Source organism: Dolichospermum circinale AWQC131C (genome assembly GCF_000426905.1).
GTDB classification, from domain to species: Bacteria; Cyanobacteriota; Cyanobacteriia; order Cyanobacteriales; family Nostocaceae; genus Dolichospermum; species Dolichospermum circinale.
Genome location: NZ_KE384623.1, coordinates 1 through 18,874, shown reverse-complemented (window position 1 = coordinate 18,874; position 18,874 = coordinate 1). Strand labels below are relative to the sequence as shown.

Genomic DNA, 18,874 nt, shown 5'->3' with positions numbered 1-18,874 from the left:
CAGTAATTTATGCAGCTTTTTCATGGTAATCTCCTAATTTATTAAACACTGAAAGAGAGTTTTTGCAAATTAACAGACAAGAAAAACTCATAGACATTAGGTTGGAGTGAAGAAAAACCCCATATCACTCAACCTACAGGCGATCGCTCACATTACGCTATCTTGGTCAATTAATTCATTGTTTGGTTAAACGAGTACCTGTGTCCAAATTTAGCAAACCATCTGGAGTTATTTGATATTTTCTCTCACCAGATAATCCTGCTGAACTTCTCACCCGAACATAAATTAAATCTTCCGTACGTTTCCAAATACCTTCTATATTGGTAATTCTTGTACGTGGACGGGTGTAACCACTGTTAATGAAAGATGAGCATTTTTCTAGAAAATCCCCACTGTCATAAAAGAACGAAATACAGTCTTGCTTTATTCCTACATCACTGTCATTCTTAGTTGAATTATAAGTAGCAATTAATTTGGGGCTATTTTGTGCTTGACTGCTGTGAATATTCCAAGCAAATATAGAAACTATCACGGTAGTAGTCATCAGTAATTTATGCAGCTTTTTCATGGTAATCTCCTTAATTACTAAACAGTAAGAGAAAGTTTTATCTAGGATTGTCAATCCTACAGCACAAATCAATAGGCAAATGTGGGTGATTCTATTAAATGTTGAACTTTGAATTGATTGATTCCACTTATTTTTGTAAAACAACACCAGTGCCATATTTCTCACCATTCATACCTCCAGGAAGACCATCTTCAAGAAAATAGTATTTTTTACCTGTGGCTGAATCTTCAATAACTTTAGGTGAAACCGTAGTACATTGATCGAATCCTGACGGATTAGGAGGTCTACCAGGTAGAGGGAAATTAAAAATTGGTTTAGCTGCAACACACCGACCAAAAGATACTGGAATGTAGCAACCTCCTGTTTGGACTACAGAACCAGGAATACTGGGTTTCAGCCTAGTTGTTCCCTCGCTATCCCGATAACATCTGTATGTAGTACGAGATTGCGCTTTAGCTATATTTACATTCCAACCAAACATAGAAACTATGACCGTTGTACCAATCAATAATTTATGGAACTTTTTCATGGTAATGTCCTTGATTACTAAAAGTTGAAAGAAAGAGAGTTTTTGCAAATTAATAGATAGGAAAAATTGAAAGTGAGTTAGGTTGGGATCAAGAAAAATATCATATTACCCAACCGACAAAACAAAGAATGGTGTTAGGTTTCCTTTAGTTAACCCAACCTACAACTAAAACTTGATTTTCGGCTCTTGACACACACGACTAGGATTGTTTAGTCTACTGGCAAGACAAGATATATATAAACTATTCTCATCTGAGTCTCTTTTTGCAGATGTCATCAATCCATCTGAAAAACCCATGTTGTAGCAGCGACTACGGTTTTCACCTTGATAAGAATTATTGGGTTTACCTAGATTAAAACCATCTGACCAACCGCTATCATAAGCAGTTTTGAAGGAAGAATCATTTTTACATTCACTTTGAGAAAGATTAGATTGTGCTTGAGTCACGCTAATATTCCACCCAAATATAGATCCTATTACGCTAGTAATTATCAACAATTTATGAAACTTGTTCATGGTAATCTCCTTAATTACTAAAACCTAAAAGATTGTTTTTACAAATTAACAGACAAAAAAACTTGTAGAAATTAGGTTGGAGTGAAGAAAAATCCCATGTCACCCAACCTAGAAGATAGGATATCTTAACCTACTAGCATCCCTCAGATGAAGCAAGACAATTGCTTTCACCTAGACTTTTTTGGTCAAGTTCTCGTTGTTTGCGCCAATAAGAATCCATTTCTTCTTTAAATCTTTGCTGCGATCCATTGCGGGGAGGATTCTGTCTATAATATCCTTCCCTTGGGAAAGAAGGATTTTGGGGTGCATATTGATTTTGCCTACATTCTGCGGGAATTGAGTTTGCTGCTGCTGTAGGATTAGCTCCTATCGCTAGACCAAATAACGCGCCAATTGCCGATCCAGTGCAGTATGCTGGTAGAGATTGTGCTTGAGCTATATTTACATTCCAGCCAAGCATAGAAACCATTGCTGTTGTACCCACCAATAATGTATGAAACTTGTTCATAGTAATTTTTCCTCCTGATTTATATTTTCGTTTCTTGCTCATAATTAAAGCATTGATTTTTGCGGAGACTAGACAAATTGAATTAATTTCTTAATTAGTTCTGATATCACTGTAACTGTTGAAAAAAAATCAAGTGGATTAGCTAAATTCCATAAGTGCATGAAAAAATTTTCAATCAAGACCACAAAAATGGAACAATTATAGATTTTTTCTCAAGGGGTGTGTAATATCTTTTCGCACACAGGTAATTCCTTTAAATCTTGGGGGTGAGAGATAAAATAATCACTCAGCCGATGACATCCCCGTGCAAGCAATTCATCTAGTGTTTCTACACGCCATAATCGTGCCGTTCCATCACTTGCACCGGAAACAAGATATTTACCATCAGGACTAAAAGCTATAGTGCTGACACCCCTGCGATGTCCCCTAAATTCTCTAACCACATTCCCCTTCAAGTCCCAAAGTCGGATAGTCCTATCATTTGAACCAGTAGCGATAAGTTGACCATCAGGACTGAATACCACACTATTAACACTTCCTCCGTGTCCTTTTAACGTTCTAATTAGATTACCTTTGAGATTCCAAACACGGGTTGTACCATCTTCTGAAGCAGTAGCAACAAGTTGATCATCAGGACTAAATGCTACACTACGAACATCCTTTTTATGTCCTTTTAATTTTGTGACTACTACATTTCTTTCAATATCTAAAACTACAGCCAGTACCAAATCTTTACCTTGAATACCCTCTAAACGACCACCTGCCCACGATAAACCCATAGCTAAAAGTTTGCTATCATGACTAAAATTTATAGTTAGAAATATATTTTTTTTAAACCTAAACTGTTTTAGTAAATTTCCTTTAATATCCCAAAGTTTTACAGTATCGCCCATGGGAACGGTCGCAATCAATTTTCCATTAGGACTTAAAACCATGTCGTTAATCTCATCGTCATAAGCCTTAAATTCTCTAATTAAACTACCTTGACGATTCCAAATCCGAATTTTTTTATCCCATGAACTCGTAAATAACAACTGACTATCTGGACTAAATGCTATACTCGTCACCCAATCTTGATCTCCTTCTAGTTTAACTATTAAATTACCCTGAAGATCCCAAACACGACCAGCTTGATTTTCTGAAGCAGCTGCAATTAAATTACCATCCCGATTAAAGGTTATGCTTCCTTTACGAACTGGCGACTGTGCATATTCTCTAGTTGCAATTAAATTACCATCCCGATTAAAGGTTATGCTTCTAACATTAGGCCAGTGTTCTTTAAATTCTCTTATAAAACTGCTCTGAAGATCCCATACACGAACAGTTTCATCATCTGAGGAACTAAAGATAGAAAGACCATCTAAACTAAAAGCTACACTTTTAACACTTTGCTCGTGTCCTTTAAATTTCTCTATTAAATTGCCTTTAAGATCCCAAAGTCTAATCGTATTATCATCTGCACCACTAGCAATAAACTGACCATTAGGACTAAAAACTACACTATTTACACCTTTTTGATGTCCTTTAAATTCTTCTATTAAATTGCCTTTAATATCCCAAAGTCTAACTGTATTATCATTTGCACCACTGGCAATAAATTGACCATTAGGACTGAAAATTACACTTTTAACACTTTGTTGATGTCCTTTAAGTTCTTTGATTAAATTGCCTTTAAGATCCCACAGTCTAACCGTATTATCATCTGAAGCACTAGCAATAAATCGACCATTGGGACTAAAAGCTACACTATTTACACCTCCTTTATGTCCTTTAAATTCTCTGATTAAATTGCCTTTAAGATCCCAAAGTCTAATGGTATTATTTCTCATTCCTGTAGCTAAAAGTTTAGCATCAGGGCTAAAAACCATACTTAAAAGTGGACTAAAAAAGAAACCATAACTATTCCTAAGAACTTCCTCAAAAACTTTAAACTCAGCTAATAATTTACCATCAAAATCTAAAATTCTGGTAGTGTTATCCATAGCAACAGTCGCTAAAATCCGACCCTTTGAGCTAAAAGCTACTTCCCTAACACTATCTTTCCCAAACTCACTTTTTAATCGAGTTATTAGATTACCTTGCAAATCAGTAATATCAGTTGTATCACCAAATGTGGAAATAAAAGCCAGGTGTTGATTATTAGGAATAACTACAAATTTATAAGTGTAAGGAATATCACCAAAACGATTTTTCTCACGGCTATAATCTAGGATATTATGTAAAGCATTTAAAGGACTGATAGCCGGATATTGATCTAAACTGCTATTTCCAACTAATTGTTTTAACTCTTGTCCAATTTTCATTGACTCAATTAAAAGCGTAATTTGATCTTCTGTATCTGATAAAAATCTGCGAATGATATTAGTTCCTTCTCGCTCTAATTGTGTTCCCTTAATAGCTACTTGTCGCAATTGTTCTGCTCTTTGTAAACTTCTGACAGACTGTTCTAGTTTTTGACGATTCACTTGCAGGTTAAGCTCAATTTTTCCTAACTCATTTTGATTTTTCTGATTTTCAGATTCCGCTTTTTGCTTTTGTTTTAAAATCACCTGACGCTCTTGTTCTAAAGCTGTTTTTTGTACTTGAAATTCTTCAACCTGTTGTTGAGCTTTATTTCTATCTATTTCCAACTGCTTCAAATTACCTTGAACAAAAAGTAATTGTTGATTTGCTTGTTTGGCACGTAACTCGATTTGACTGCGTTCTTGACTCACACGAGTTATCTGTTTTCCAATTCTATCTCGTTCTTTTTTTGTATTAATTAACTCCCGGTTTGCTTGATTAGCTTTTTGAGATTCCCTTTCAGCTTTAGTACCTTGGATAAACGCAAAAATTAATGTACCAGTTAATACTAATAAACTAGCAGTTATAGAAACAATTAATAACCTGCGGGCTTTTTGCTTTTCCTGTTCTGCTATCTTTCTATCTTGCTCTGCTGCTTGTTTAGCACGCTCTAAAATTTGTTTTGCTTCATTTTCTATTGCGAGTTGTTTACCAAATTCAAGGGACTGTTCAGTTAATTTACTATCACTTAAAAATTCTTCATCATCTTTACTAATACTTTTATTCTGTTTCCAAGCTAACGCGTGAATCAGAACTTCTCCGGTTAATAGATAAGCTTTATTTTTACCAGAATTTAACCATAAATTAAAAGACTGATAATAAGGTCGTATACTATCTAACTGTTCCCCAACCCAATCTTGATTAAAAATTTCTTGATAAATAGGATTAAAAACTTCTAAACCTCCATTCCTTCTAACTACTAAACCAGACAGTCTTAGTTCTGACTCAAATTCTTTTTCTTTACCCATAAAAGTTCCATGCTTGAGAATATATTGATAAATTTCTAATAATTTTCCAACCCGGTTTTCATTAGCAATCAATCTAGTTTTAATTTGATCAAAATGTTGATAGTCATGGTAATTATTGATAATTTGAGAATAGACAAATTGCCCAATAGTTGCTTTTTCTTTTCCCTCAGATACTTCAATATCTGACTTAACTAATAAGTCACACACAGTTTGAGTTAAAAAAGGTTGTCCTCCAGTCCAATATAAAACTTGTTTTAATGTTTCATTTTGGTTACTAGCTAATCCCTTTAATCCTTCAGCCAAAACTAAACTTTCATGAAACTCAAAGCCATTTAATTCCACAGCTTTACCAATATTAAAAGGACTCTCTACTGGATTTTTAATTAAGTCACCTGGAGTCGCTACTCCTAACAAGCAGAAAGTTAATCTTTGGTAATTTATATTTTGATTTCTCTGGATTATAAAAAAATCTGATTAAGGCAAAAAAATTATCTCGAAATGGTAAACTAAATGAGCAATCAATTTCATCTATGAAAATTACAATTTTCTTTTGAACTGAAGTTAATAATTCATGGAAAACAAAATTATTTAACAATTGACTAGGTGATAGATATGATCTTGATTCTATCCAACTACCTAAATCTATTTCTATTTGCTGTTCTAAAGAAATTGCATTCAAGAGATTGTAAATAAATGAAACATACCATTCCTGCTGAGTAAGTTGAGTTCCAATACCTTGTAGGTCAATGTCAATACAAAAAAATCCTTCTTTTTTTAACTTATGTTGAGTTTGATCTTTAATTGAAGATTTCCCCATCTGACGACTGTTAAATACATAGCAGTATTCCCCTTGCTTTAATAAATTAAGTAATTCTGTATCTGCTGTTCTCATCACATAACTAGGACTATTTGTTGGTAATGTCCCTCCAACTTTATAGAATGAACTACCCATTTTTCTATCCTCCGATAATAAATAGAGTTTCTAAAGAAACGTAGTAAAATATTCCCGGTATAGCTGACATCTAGGTTCAACTTTGTTATCTTTTTTTGTGACTAAACCAATACTATATAGTTGGAAGGTTTCTATTGGATCTAATTGAACTGGGGTAAAACTATGAATAACTCTCTTTAAACTCTCTGTAAGATGAGAATCACGAATAATTTTCAGTAATCTACCTAAATGATTACTATAAATTCCTTCATTAGTAGCAGCTTTACTTAAGATTTGTGTTAATGTCATTTCTTCATGACTGATATGATACATAGCCAACCTAACTAAAAAAGGATGTCCACCTATTATTTCTTGTAAACTTTTCACTTGAATAAGCTGCCAGTTAAGACCGTACTTTAAAGATAAATTTTGAATTTCTTCTGTATTAAACTCCCTTAATTCTTGTGGGTTACCTACATTATATAATGAAGACAAATTTAACTGAAATAAAGGATATCTATCGGTAGAATAGGCTAAAATAAATGCTAGTTTACGCCATATTTGATTATTTTTAGCATTTTCATGTCTAGTTCTTAGCCAAAGCAGAAAGTCTTGTAATTTGCGGTCAGGAAAAATTCTATGCAGATTGTCAATACCTAAGAAAATGATATTTTGACAATTGGGAAAAATGAATTTTTCAAAAATATTAGTACAATTAACATTGTTACCTAAAAATGGTTGCCACTGTTTTTCTAAATAGTCGTTAATATCTAATCCTAATTGGTTGCTGACATTGGCACAAAACCATCGGTAAAATATATCTTTATTTAAGACTTGTTCATCAGCATCATCTAAGTTTATATAGACAACTTTTGCTTTGATATTTTTTATGTATTCATGATGTAATAATCGGTTCATTAGTGATGTTTTACCCATTTGAGCAGGAGCTTTAATCCGTAATAAAATAGCTTCTTCTGCCACTTTTTGAATATAACTCTCACATTTTTCTTCTATAGGATGGCGATATTGATAATAAAGAGAGTTAGTTGCACCAGATGGAAATTGTGTGGTTTCTAATAGTTCAAATTGCTTTAGGGTTGTAGATGAAACTAATTGAGGACGATACCTAACAAATTGTTTTATTACTTCTTGTAAATCAACTGATTCAAATTGTTCACAAATTGTTCTTAAATGATGAGATAAGTTACTTTGATCTATTAATTTTTTACCTGATTCTAAATCTTCTAGTATTGTGCGTTTACTTCTAGGAAGTTTATCTCTTTCGTTACCTGCATAAACTTTGCGGTCAAACCAAACCGTTACATCTCCCCGTATTGCGTTATGTGATTTGCCTTTTAAGATCCGGTGTAAAATTCTCCTTTGAATTGGGGTCAATTCTTCTTCATAAATACGTTCAAATAATTCTTGGTTCATCACTACTTACTGGTAAATAGACTGATAATAATTCTATCATCAAATACTTGATTTGCATAGGATTTTCCTAATGTTATTCTTTCGGCTCGAAGTTGACGCAATTTTTCAGAAATTCGCGGGGGATTATTTTTTTGTTTTTCTCGCATTTTGTGTCCCCACTCTAGCCAATTCGTAAGGTACTCATCAACCTCTTCTTTGTTATGAAGATAGTAGAAAATTGTGGCATAAACCTGTTGTAAGGTTAATGATATAGCAATCCTACCCCAACCTTGAGAAAATACGTAGATAAAAATCCTTGTTTTATAAGCACTTGAGTCTTATTGAACTCTCACGTATCATTTAGGATTGCTATATCTAGCATATACTCGATTTGTTCATTGCTGATAGTTGTAGGATAATGAGTCAACCAAATTTCTCGACTGATTTTTCTGAGTGTTTCCAAATCTGTATCTAATAACTGAGAAATGGTAATTAATGGATCATTCATAGTGAGAATTAGAACCTAATGAAAATGAAGTAAAATAATTTCCGAACTGACAAACTTAATTTACCATTTAATTGACTATCGTTACCAAAAAAATATATAATATATACTAATTTACATAAATCATCACCAGGAATAACTCTATGAGTTACTACATTGCTCCTAGTTTTCTTGATAAACTTGCAGTACATATCACCAAAAACTTCTTAAACCTTCCTGGGATTCGAGTTCCTCTAATTTTAGGTATTCATGGCCGCAAAGGAGAAGGAAAATCCTTTCAATGTGAGTTAGTTTTTGAAAAAATGGGTATCGGGGTAACTTTAATATCTGGGGGAGAATTAGAAAGTCCAGACGCTGGAGATCCTGCGCGGTTAATTCGGTTACGATATCGAGAAACAGCAGAATTAATCAAAGTCCGGGGGAAAATGTGCGTACTGATGATTAATGATTTAGATGCGGGTGCGGGACGTTTTGACGAAGGAACTCAATATACAGTAAATACTCAATTAGTAAATGCTACATTGATGAATATTGCTGATAATCCCACAGATGTACAATTACCAGGAAGTTATGACTCAAATCCTTTATGTCGTGTCCCGATTATTGTCACAGGAAATGATTTTTCTACCCTCTACGCACCATTAATTCGTGATGGGAGAATGGAGAAATTTTATTGGGAACCTAACCGAGATGATAGAATAGGAATTGTGGGGGGAATTTTTACCGAAGATGGACTTTCACAAGCAGAAATTTCACAATTAGTTGATACTTTTCCCCAACAATCTATTGACTTTTTTAGTGCTTTGCGTTCCCGGATTTATGATGAGCAAATTCGTAATTTTATCCATCAAATCGGTTTTGAAAATGTCTCTTTGCGAGTTGTCAATAGTTTGGAGGGACCACCAGCATTTAAAAAGCCAGATTTTACTCTCTCTCATTTAATTGAGTCGGGTAAATTTATGGTTAGTGAACAAAAACGGGTGGAAAATTCCCATTTAGTTGATGAATATAATCGTTTAAATCGAGGTAAAGGTTATCAAGTTGCTGCTCCTGTTGTCGAAGTTCCAGTTAGTAAACCTATCAATAATCAAGCCAATCATTTAAGTTTAGAAACTCAAGAACAAGTTCGACAAATTTTAGCTCAAGGTTATAAAATTGGCATTGAACACATTGATGAAAGACGTTTTCGTACAGGTTCTTGGCAAAGTTGCGGTTCTTTTTTTAATATTGATGCCCATGCCGATGCTATTTCTAATTTAGAATCTTGCTTATCTGAATATAGGGGTGAATATGTGCGTCTAGTAGGAATTGATCCACAAGCAAAACGACGAGTAGTAGAAACAATTATTCAACGTCCTCATAGCAAGTAAAATGATCCTATGGTTGTAGCAGCGATAATGAGTTTAGATAAGTGATTCATGGTAATGTCGTGAATAACGTGAATAAATAGTTAAAGGCTAAAGCGGATAATTTTTGATAGCGATCGCTCATATTATATCATGTCCGCTTAAACACTTACGATAAAAATAATGCTGATATTTGGGGATACAACAACTCGGCACATTCCATATCGTAACTAATTTCGCGGACATGATATTACACTACATTATTACGAGTTATCTAACACACGGTCGGGTGCAATGATTTGTTAGACTTCAAATTCGATTACAGTAGCAATGGAAGCTATAATTTCCAGCATTGTAATTTCAGAAATGCTTCCTAATTTACGAATAAACCTTTGTAAATCCACCCCCCTTAGTTGAAGAGTATCAATTGCAGAATATTTATTCAATCTATTGATACTGTTAGGTTCAATTTTAACGTGCCAGAAATTTGATGAAAAATATGTTTTCCAGTCTGTAATAGGAGCAATAAGCTTGATAGGAAGCTTTCCTACTGAATCGGAACTGATGACGACAGCAGGACGCACTTTTTTGATTTCTGCACCAACAGTAGGATCGAAGTTGACTAACCAAATTTCTCCACGTTTTGGCAGATCAGGGTTAATACTCAATGATGTCACCTGCCATTAACTCTTGCCATTCAGAATCTTGTTGATAGTGAGAGAGCATTATATCAGCTTGACTTTCGAGAATATTCCTACGTTCAGTCATTGGTAACTTCAGAAAAGCAAGACGCTGTTTTAAGGATGGAGAGATATCTTCGGTGGTACAAGAATGAGAACTAACTTCTTCAACCAAAATAACTACTTCAACAGTTTGTCCTACAGTCAGATCTGGAGATTGAATTTCAATTCTATTTCCTGGTAGGACTTTTGCTGTTGTGTACAAAGTTGATTTGACCATTTTTAGCCCTTTGTTTAAGTATTTTTATTGTACTTTATAATATTTGGCGATCGCACTTAAACTCACAGATTCAATCAATGTGCATGGTGCGTTCCCCAAAAATCTATTGGTGGAGCAGTAGGACTTGCATTAGGGAACGCACCCTACGGCTACATGGCTTGAATTTAGTATAGCAATGTAGGCTTAAACTGGAGTTAAAAATAGGTCAGCTTCTGCCTGTCTTCTCCGTCTTAATCCTACTTCCACATTGCTACCAGGATTTCTGTATTTTAGAAAAGTTTCTTCAATTTCATCCCATTTTTTATCTCTCAAAACTCTAGTCATACTTTGGAAACGGGAATTACCATAAAAATTAGCACCTAAGTTATAACCAAAGCTTAATAAAGCACCCTGTTGGTTAGCATTTAACTCATCCCAAACAGGAATTTTTTGCAGAGGTGGGAGATAGCTATTCTCTAGCTGAAGCATCAATAAATCATCTGCTTCTTGTTGAGTGATGCTTTCACCTAATTTCCAGTTACTACCATCTCTTTTTTTTGTAGAACCCCAACCAATGGTGATAGGTAAATTACCAGTTCGGGGATCTGGATAAGCCTTTAAATAACAACCTTCAAATTTTTTGATCAGCGGAATTGCTGGCAGTGGTAGTTTTCCGGTGACACCACCAAAACCGTCTGTTTGAGGAGGTGGGGATGATACTGGATTTGTTGTTAATTGGTCAAGAGCATTATTTAAAGCATTCTGAGTATTTTTTCCGACTATTCCATCTGCTTCAAGCCCATTTTGACTCTGAAACTGTTTGACAGCCTTGATGGTATTGTTGCCAAAATCACCATCTATTGTCCCCGGATCGAAATTGAGTGCTTTTAAGATTTCTTGTAGTTGTTGAACTTTTGCGCCATTTGCACCTTGTTTGAGGATTTCACCAGTGTTGAGATTTAATTTACTAGGCATAACGGTATCCTGGTAACTTTAGTTTGATCAGTTTCGTAATTGAAAATGAGACCTGACTTAGTTGATTGTACAGTGTGACTATATGATCTGACAACGATTTTTACAAAAAAATACATAAGTTATCAAAATTATAAAAGTATATAAATTAGCGGGAATATGATCATAAATTATGATACTTTGTGATCAACGAAAAATTACTAATTGAAAATCCCATCCAAATATATGGCTTGGTTTGTCAAAATTGAAACTGGTAAGGTTGATAAGGCGACCTTTGACAAATATGTACCCGCCCACAAAGCCTACGTACAACAATTAATTGCGAAAGGACACAAAGCCAAAACAGGTTATTGGGCGCAAAAAGGTGGTGGTATGATGTTATTTGAGGCTGAGTCAATGGATGAAGCACAGGCAATAGTAACCGCTGACCCCTTGATACAGAACGATTGTGTCAATTATCAACTATTTCAATGGGAAATTGTTTTGGAATAATATACAAATTCTGAATTTTCGTGTTATGATGATCAAAGACCTGGATCTATGCAACTTCAACGCCCAAACCTTGTCAGGACCGGAAGGTAGCAGCAATAAGGGATGCTTGTGGTAGGCGTAGTCTCCGGGTCGCCTTACTTGTAGGAGCTTTCAGTAGCAATGCCTGGTTTTGGAGATATTGTACAAAAAGCTTTTTATCTCGGTGTTGGGTTAGCCTCCTACGCCAGTGAAAAGGCTGGGGGGAAATTAGCCGAACTGCGATCGCAAGTCCAAAAATTAGCAGATGAAATGGTGGCTAAAGGCGAGATGAACACAGAAGAAGCTCGCCGCTTCGTCGAGGATATGATGAAGCAAGCTCAACATGACTCAGTACCTGGAGAAGCGTATCAAAAGACACCTCCTTCCGAACCGCGTCGCATAGATATCCTAGAGGATGACGAAGAAGCAACTGGAAAAGAGGCGAAAAAAGAAAATAAAGATCATAATAGAGATTATGGCGATAATGTAAATCAGCTGCGGGATCAAGTGCGAGAACTACAGGAAGAGTTAAAAAGGCTGCAAAGAGAACCGTAAAAAACGATTTTTTACCTTCACAGTCAATTCTAAAAAATCACAGAATATCCCAAGTGGTTTTAAGTGTAATTACTTACCGTGTACTCTAGCAATTCCAGCCTGATGGCGTTAAGCTTCATGTTTTTAGCCAGTAAGGGCTTTAAGTTTATGGAACAGTGGCAAAAAGACTTAATAGACATGATCGAAACCGTGGCTGATGAAGTAGAGAAGTTCTTCCTGGGAATGAATGACATGGTAGATGCTTTTTTTGAGTTCGCAGAGGAAATTACTGAAGAAGTAGAAAGCACTTATGTAGCAGATGTTGATAACTTCGTTAGGTTGCGCGAACAATTTTTACAAGACTTAGCCGAACCAATTCTGGAAATTTACTGGGAACTAGAAGACATCACTGAAGATGTAGATCCCGGCTTTCCCTATGCAGTAGAAGCTACAATAGAAAAAAATGCGGCTTGTATTGGTTGTAGCCACTATCACGGACAGGTTTATGGTGGTAACTTGTTAGTTTGTGCTATGCACCCCCATGGTTGGGATGATCAAAATTGTCCAGACTGGGAAAAGCTGAGTAATTAAGCTATCAATCTGGGGAGAAATGTTAAAAACTGTTAAGTTAATAATTGTGAATCTCTACATTTCTTTTGACTAACACAATGAGTAACTTTGCACCTGAAACCCTAACCCCAGACATTCAAGAAATGAAATATGGTGAACGGGAAATTGCGGAAGGGAAACTAATTACCTTTCCGAATCCCCGCATCGGACGACGCTATGATATTAATATTACCTTACCAGAATTTACTTGTAAATGTCCGTTTTCCGGTTATCCTGACTTTGCGACCATTTATATTAGTTACATTCCAGATCAACGGGTGGTAGAGTTGAAAGCACTCAAACTTTATATTAACAGTTACCGCGATCGCTATATCTCCCATGAAGAAACAGCCAATCAAATTTTAGATGATTTTGTTGCAGCTTGTGATCCTTTAGAAGTGACTGTAAAAACCGATTTTACCCCCCGTGGAAATGTACATACAGTGGTTGAAGTTAAACATCAAAAAGGTGTTTAAATAAAGAAGCAGAGGCGTTTCATGGAACGTCTCTACAAGGATGATCAAAAACAGATACAGCTTATTACCATCAGGATGAAGTACACTTTGTGCGGGCATCTTGCCCGCACCACAAGATTGTTATCATTAATACAGCAAGTTTAGCTTGAGTGAAGTACACTTTGTGCAGGCAAGATGCCCGCACCACAAGAGTTTTATTATTAATATCTGTACTTCATAATACCGGGAACTGCTGTATCTAATTGATTATTAACTAAGTAGGTGAACGGAAAAAAAACCGACGTAAGTAACGAAAAGTAAAGTTTCCCTCTTCCCTGTTCCCTGTCCCCTGTTCCCTTGTCATAACGACAATTTTTCACCCCAACCTACTTAACTAGAGTATTACTATTACGTAAATAACCATTTTGTTGCGCTAATTTTTCTGCAATTAGTTTTTGATAAACCACTTCATAACCATCAGTCATTTTTTGAACACTAAAATTTTCTTCCACATATTGACGACAAGCGTAACGATTTAAATCAGCTACCCTGTCAAGAGAATTAATACATTCTTGCACATTCTTACAAAGGAAACCGGTTTTCCCGTTCACAATAACTTCCCGTGTTGAACCCAGTCGCATAGCAATTACAGGTGTTCCTGATGCCATTGATTCTACCATAACTAAACCAAAAGGTTCTCGCCAAGTAATAGGAAACAAAGTCGCATAAGCACCACCCATGAGGGCATTTTTTTGGATATGATTAGCTTCACCTAAATATTCAATTTGCTTACCATCAATATGTGGTTTAATTTTTTGCGTAAAATACTCCATATCTACCACATCTACCTTACCTGCTATTTTTAACTTCCAACCAGTTTTTTGAGCAATTTCAATTGCTAAATGGGGTCCTTTTTCGGGAGACATTCTTCCCAAAAAAGCTAAATAAGGTGGTTCTGTTGGTTGAGGATAAAATTCATAACTACTAACATCAATACCATTATAAACAGTGTCTACATAGTTTAAGCCTAATCTGGGTTCTTGCTGAGAATTAGAAATACTAACATAAGGCTGTTTTTTGCTATATTTAAAAATTTTCTCGTTATCTGGAGTAAAAATTCCATGTAAAGTGTGAACTGTAGGAGTTTTGACTAAATTGGCGTAAACTAGTGATCCTAGTCCTACATGAGAGTGAATGATATCAAAATTTTCTGCTTGTTCATAAACTAAACCTAACAGTAACATCTCATAAATACCAGGCTCTTTAATAGTAGGATCTAACCTTAAAGCGCGGGGATGAACTGATACTAACTTAGCTAAACTTAAAGAATCTCCTGATGCAAATAAAGTCACTTCATGTCCCCGACGGACTAATTCATCAGTTAATAAACTTACTACCAACTCTATACCACCATAAGCTGGTGGTGGTACTCTTTCCCACAATGGAGAAACCTGAGCAATTTTCATGATCAATCTCCTAAAATATCAGTTTTCTACTTCTAGTTAGTTGATGAATAGATGAAATAACTAACAGAGAAATAGCCAAAAATACCAAACCATCCTTATTTATAATTACTATTAGATCTTATGTTTTATATTTGATATTTTTTGTCTATCTGAGGTAATGTAAATGTCTGATACTTGAGGAATAAATTAGACATAATACACATGGTACAATAGTTATTTTTGGGATTTGGCGCTGGCAATAGAAGGGAAAAATAGTATAATGCCATACATTGGCTAGACTAATTTAAGACCAGGAAAAAAGATGATTAATTGTCTTAATTGTCTATTTTTTTTCTCAGAGAACCATATTGTCATATAATATGATCGGCAAATACTAGGTATATTAGGCGACATGAATATATACAAACAAATTAAAAAACCGCGTGTTTCATGGCTAGTAGTGTTTGCGCTGGTGGTATTTGTGTTTATGTACTTACCTATTTTGGTACTGGCTTTTTATAGCTTTAATCAGTCACCTTACAGCGCTAAATGGCAAGGATTTACCTTAGAATGGTACGGTAAATTATTTAGTGACGAACGGATTTTATCGGGTTTATATAATAGTTTATTGGTGGGTTTTTGTGCTGTGGGAGTTTCCGCAATTTTGGGAACATTAATGGCTGTGGGGTTAGCACGTTATGACTTTCCTGGCAAGAGATTATATCAGGGAATTGCTTATTTACCTTTATTAATTCCTGATATTGCGATCGCTGTTTCTACGTTAGTATGTTTATCAGCCTTTGCTATTCCTTTGAGTATCTGGACTATTATCGCTGCCCATATTGTATTTTGTCTATCTTATGTGGGTTTGGTGGTTTCTTCGCGCATGAATAATATTAATCCTCATTTAGAAGAAGCAGCATTAGATTTAGGTGCAACACCAATACAAGCTTTTATTTTAGTTTTATTACCTCAATTAATGCCGGCAATTATTTCTGGGTGTTTATTGGCTTTTGTCTTGAGTTTAGATGATTTTTTAATCGCTAGTTTTACTGCGGGAAGTGGGACTAATACCTTACCAATGGAAATTTTTAGCCGCATTAGAACGGGAGTTAAACCGGATATTAATGCTTTAAGTGTGATGTTAATTTCTACAACTGCTATTGTGGCTTTGATAGGGGAATTGATTAGAACTGCGGGGGAAAGGAGAGAATAGGAAAAAATCAATTCAAAGTAGAAAAATGTTTTAAAACTTGCATGAAAGCAGGAATATGATATTTAGCACAATTACTCTGTTCTGAGTAAAATTTAGCTATTTGCCTTAATAATTCATCCCTAAATACCTCCTCTGTATTAGTCCAATCACTTGGTGGTTTAATATCTTCCCAATAATGCTCTTGAGTTTTGTTATCCTTAACTTTTTTAAGCATTAATAAGGCATAAATTAACTCATTTTTGTGTGTTTCATCTGGAGAATTTTCAAACTGTTCTTTCCAGGAATCGCGTAACTTTTCTAAATCTGTACAATCTAATCCTGAACAATTACTAATGCGATTAAAGACGGTTGATAAGTTATTGTTTAAATCATTGCTATTAATAATAGCATCTGCCATAGTAATATAAATATCTTCAAGAATAACACTTTGACCATTATACATTGGAGAGTTTATTTGACTATTAAAGACTTCTTGCAGTTCGGGTATCATAAAATATGATTCTTTGTGAATTAATCCTGTCACCCAAATGCGATGATTTTTTGCATTTTCTTCATTAACTTGACCTTGCTGATAAAGATTTAAGAAAATTTCCTCCGTATTAGAAAAATGGTAATTATCAATATTTTGGGACTGTAAATCTAAATCAACTATAGCAAATAGCTTATTAGGATTTAAGTAAGATTGTTGAGCATCTTCTTCATGCAATTCCAAAAGCTTAAAATAGGTCTGTATAACATCTGATCTACCTTTACAATTAAAAAATATTGGTATATATGTTGTCCATGTGTTTGGAACGCATTTTCTATAAAAATAGGCATCGTGCCACTGCTCCATTTTTCCATAATTTGCTACTGTCTTATCATCTAAAATACTGCCTTGACCTTCACATAAAACAACAATTTTATTCCTAATTCTTCTATCTCCAAGAATTTTTTTACAATGTTGTATGAGTATTTCTTGATAAGTATTCATAGTGAAATATTATTATCTGATTTGATAAGTTTTGGTTCTAGTTCCCTGACATGGCCAGGTGTAAGTGCCTGACATAATTCATAGGAGTGAGTGGCCAGAATATATTGATTACTAGGAGACCATTGCTCTAAATCTGGAATTATTCGATATTGCCAATCTGGATGAAATCCTATTTCAATTTCATCCATGAGAACAATAGCATCTTCGATTTTATTATATTTTATCCATAGGTAAATGGTCAATCTTTTTAATTCACCATGACTTAAATCTTCAGGACAAAGTTCAATATTTCCATCATTTGTATCTAACTTGAAGGTGATTTTGGAGAAATCTGTAGAAATATTCACTTTTTTATTGGCTAACAATAAATTCAACTCACCTAATAATTCTTTATATCGCTTACCATACTCACCTTCAGTTTCAATAGCAGTTCTAAAATCTTCATCTCTAGCACTTGTGAATACTTTAATTAATAAATCTACCGGAGCAAAATCATAAGTGAAAAATCCTGGTAGTTTTGATTTAGATAATTTTAAATCTGAATCGTATTCTCTATCACCATTTTGTTGAAATAATAGGCTTCTGGACTTTTGAGAAGTAAATAGAAAAACTTGACTAATTGGAGCCGCTAAGAATATTTTATTGGATATTTTATTTAACCAGGCTTGTGCTTTGTATGCCTCTAAATTATGACTATTTTTGCATAATAAATATTCATTCTTTTTGTTATGCACCTGTGAAGAGTAATCACAGATATACATTATATTTTCTTCATGTTTTAATATATTCTCATAATAAGTTTTATTACAAACTAGAAATTCAAATTCAATTTCAACTTCTTTTTCACCATCCCAAATCTTGATAATAGCTAATACTCTATCACTAGAATCATCATTAACTGTAAAGCCATGTAGTAAATTTTCTATATAATGGTGTCTTTCTGGATCTGTGCAGCAATGTAATAACACAAAGACTAATTGTAAAAGTGTACTTTTACCACCTCCATTGAGACTTCCTAAAGGAAAGATATTAGGGACAAACCTTCTATCAAACTTAATATCCACATCTTTCAAAACGCGGAAATCTGGTACTTGAACTTGTAGTAACTTCATGTGAATTTTCTTCCTTGAGAAATATTACATATTGGAATTATACCACAAGTGTTGAATCCTGCAATAAAACTTTACAATCTTTGCGTTTTACCCAGGTAAAATCCATTGTCTATTGAGAATAGAGTCATTACAATACCAATGCATAACATTGATATGGATTATATTTTTACTGCAAATTCTTCTAAAGCCTGAAAACTGCCTACTTCCCAACTCCTTTTGATCACATTAGGGATAATCTGAGTAATAGCTATATCTTCAAAATAGGGACTTTGATCAGATTGGATATATTTACCATTTTTCAACAAATAAATAGCCAATTTACCACTATCATATATCCATAATTCTGGAACTCCAATCGCTTCATAAGCATCAAGAGTTGTTTTTGATGTCACATCAATTTCTATCGCTAAATCTGGTGGTATAGTAGTTTAACTTAAGAATGAGACAAAAAGAGTATAAGATTGAAGAGAGAAGGTATGGGA

The 18,874-nt window shown here is 34.5% G+C and carries 22 protein-coding genes and 1 other RNA gene; 7 read left to right on the top strand and 16 right to left on the bottom strand.

Translation table 11 applies throughout. From position 1 onward, the window contains the following. Positions 1–175: 175 nt before the first annotated feature. The 9 genes from ACIR131C_RS0114350 to ACIR131C_RS24685 all read right to left on the bottom strand — a co-directional run bounded on the left by ACIR131C_RS0114350 (position 176) and on the right by ACIR131C_RS24685 (position 8,284). Complete coding sequence (locus ACIR131C_RS0114350; protein WP_155963124.1) at positions 176–568, bottom strand: hypothetical protein; 393 nt, start codon at positions 566–568, stop codon at positions 176–178. 127 nt (positions 569–695) lie between these two features. After that, the gene (locus ACIR131C_RS23965; RefSeq protein WP_051347570.1) at positions 696–1,097 is read right to left on the bottom strand and encodes a hypothetical protein; all 402 of its coding nucleotides are present in this window, start codon (positions 1,095–1,097) and stop codon (positions 696–698) included. 165 nt (positions 1,098–1,262) lie between these two features. Further along, on the bottom strand, positions 1,263–1,544 hold the full coding sequence (locus ACIR131C_RS22810) for a hypothetical protein (RefSeq protein ID WP_035372137.1): 282 nt from the start codon (positions 1,542–1,544) through the stop codon (positions 1,263–1,265). 202 nt (positions 1,545–1,746) lie between these two features. Next, positions 1,747–2,121 (bottom strand): hypothetical protein, encoded by a 375-nt coding sequence (locus tag ACIR131C_RS0114335; protein WP_028090757.1) that lies wholly within the window; start codon positions 2,119–2,121, stop codon positions 1,747–1,749. Positions 2,122–2,333: 212 nt separating this feature from the next. After that, positions 2,334–5,846, bottom strand: a complete 3,513-nt coding sequence (locus tag ACIR131C_RS23960; protein WP_028090756.1) for a WD40 domain-containing protein — start codon at positions 5,844–5,846, stop codon at positions 2,334–2,336. Further along, complete coding sequence (locus tag ACIR131C_RS23955) at positions 5,821–6,384, bottom strand: AAA-like domain-containing protein (protein WP_028090755.1); 564 nt, start codon at positions 6,382–6,384, stop codon at positions 5,821–5,823. Before ACIR131C_RS23955 ends, ACIR131C_RS23960 begins: the two co-directional genes overlap by 26 nt. 30 nt (positions 6,385–6,414) lie before the next feature. Next, entirely contained in the window at positions 6,415–7,797 is a 1,383-nt protein-coding gene (locus tag ACIR131C_RS22795; protein ID WP_051347569.1) for an AAA-like domain-containing protein, read from the bottom strand. Between the two features lie 2 nt (positions 7,798–7,799). Next, entirely contained in the window at positions 7,800–7,943 is a 144-nt protein-coding gene (locus ACIR131C_RS26085) for a hypothetical protein (RefSeq protein ID WP_196811769.1), read from the bottom strand. A gap of 182 nt (positions 7,944–8,125) precedes the next feature. Beyond that, positions 8,126–8,284 (bottom strand): hypothetical protein, encoded by a 159-nt coding sequence (locus ACIR131C_RS24685; RefSeq protein ID WP_196811768.1) that lies wholly within the window; start codon positions 8,282–8,284, stop codon positions 8,126–8,128. Between the two features lie 140 nt (positions 8,285–8,424). Here ACIR131C_RS24685 and ACIR131C_RS0114305 point away from each other — a divergent pair, with 140 nt between their 5' ends. Beyond that, a complete protein-coding gene (locus ACIR131C_RS0114305) occupies positions 8,425–9,651 on the top strand; it encodes a RuBisCO small subunit-like domain-containing protein (protein ID WP_028090754.1) in 1,227 nt (408 codons plus the stop codon). 278 nt (positions 9,652–9,929) lie between these two features. Here the strand turns inward: ACIR131C_RS0114305 and ACIR131C_RS0114300 are convergent, their stop codons facing one another. The 3 genes from ACIR131C_RS0114300 to ACIR131C_RS0114290 form a co-directional block, all read right to left on the bottom strand. Then, positions 9,930–10,304, bottom strand: a complete 375-nt coding sequence (locus ACIR131C_RS0114300) for a type II toxin-antitoxin system PemK/MazF family toxin (RefSeq protein WP_028090753.1) — start codon at positions 10,302–10,304, stop codon at positions 9,930–9,932. Further along, positions 10,285–10,587, bottom strand: coding sequence for a hypothetical protein (locus ACIR131C_RS0114295; RefSeq protein ID WP_028090752.1), 303 nt, complete (start codon positions 10,585–10,587; stop codon positions 10,285–10,287). Before ACIR131C_RS0114295 ends, ACIR131C_RS0114300 begins: the two co-directional genes overlap by 20 nt. Positions 10,588–10,770: 183 nt before the next feature. Further along, the gene (locus ACIR131C_RS0114290; protein WP_028090751.1) at positions 10,771–11,541 is read right to left on the bottom strand and encodes a glycoside hydrolase family protein; all 771 of its coding nucleotides are present in this window, start codon (positions 11,539–11,541) and stop codon (positions 10,771–10,773) included. A 222-nt stretch (positions 11,542–11,763) separates the two neighbouring features. On the opposite strand from ACIR131C_RS0114290, the gene ACIR131C_RS0114285 reads away from it, so the two are divergent. The 5 genes from ACIR131C_RS0114285 to queF all read left to right on the top strand — a co-directional run bounded on the left by ACIR131C_RS0114285 (position 11,764) and on the right by queF (position 13,667). Then, the gene (locus tag ACIR131C_RS0114285) at positions 11,764–12,030 is read left to right on the top strand and encodes a YciI family protein (RefSeq protein WP_028090750.1); all 267 of its coding nucleotides are present in this window, start codon (positions 11,764–11,766) and stop codon (positions 12,028–12,030) included. Positions 12,031–12,067: 37 nt separating this feature from the next. Next, positions 12,068–12,164: signal recognition particle sRNA small type (gene ffs, locus ACIR131C_RS24680), an RNA gene on the top strand. A 25-nt stretch (positions 12,165–12,189) separates the two neighbouring features. After that, positions 12,190–12,603 (top strand): phasin family protein, encoded by a 414-nt coding sequence (locus ACIR131C_RS0114280; RefSeq protein ID WP_028090749.1) that lies wholly within the window; start codon positions 12,190–12,192, stop codon positions 12,601–12,603. Between the two features lie 147 nt (positions 12,604–12,750). Then, complete coding sequence (locus ACIR131C_RS0114275) at positions 12,751–13,173, top strand: hypothetical protein (RefSeq protein ID WP_028090748.1); 423 nt, start codon at positions 12,751–12,753, stop codon at positions 13,171–13,173. 77 nt (positions 13,174–13,250) lie between these two features. Further along, positions 13,251–13,667, top strand: a complete 417-nt coding sequence (gene queF, locus ACIR131C_RS0114270; RefSeq protein WP_028090747.1) for a preQ(1) synthase — start codon at positions 13,251–13,253, stop codon at positions 13,665–13,667. Positions 13,668–14,032: 365 nt separating this feature from the next. Here queF and ACIR131C_RS0114265 read toward each other — a convergent pair whose 3' ends face one another. Next, the gene (locus ACIR131C_RS0114265; protein ID WP_028090746.1) at positions 14,033–15,112 is read right to left on the bottom strand and encodes a glycosyltransferase family 4 protein; all 1,080 of its coding nucleotides are present in this window, start codon (positions 15,110–15,112) and stop codon (positions 14,033–14,035) included. A 466-nt stretch (positions 15,113–15,578) separates the two neighbouring features. On the opposite strand from ACIR131C_RS0114265, the gene ACIR131C_RS0114260 reads away from it, so the two are divergent. Further along, positions 15,579–16,307, top strand: a complete 729-nt coding sequence (locus ACIR131C_RS0114260) for an ABC transporter permease (RefSeq protein ID WP_028090745.1) — start codon at positions 15,579–15,581, stop codon at positions 16,305–16,307. A gap of 7 nt (positions 16,308–16,314) precedes the next feature. Here the strand turns inward: ACIR131C_RS0114260 and ACIR131C_RS0114255 are convergent, their stop codons facing one another. From ACIR131C_RS0114255 to ACIR131C_RS22790, 3 genes are all read right to left on the bottom strand, one after another. Beyond that, entirely contained in the window at positions 16,315–17,280 is a 966-nt protein-coding gene (locus ACIR131C_RS0114255; protein WP_028090744.1) for a hypothetical protein, read from the bottom strand. Then, positions 17,277–18,392, bottom strand: coding sequence for an AAA family ATPase (locus ACIR131C_RS0114250; protein WP_028090743.1), 1,116 nt, complete (start codon positions 18,390–18,392; stop codon positions 17,277–17,279). The genes ACIR131C_RS0114255 and ACIR131C_RS0114250 overlap by 4 nt, the downstream gene beginning before the upstream one ends. A 158-nt stretch (positions 18,393–18,550) precedes the next feature. After that, complete coding sequence (locus tag ACIR131C_RS22790; protein ID WP_231395467.1) at positions 18,551–18,784, bottom strand: PDDEXK family nuclease; 234 nt, start codon at positions 18,782–18,784, stop codon at positions 18,551–18,553. Positions 18,785–18,874: the final 90 nt, after the last annotated feature.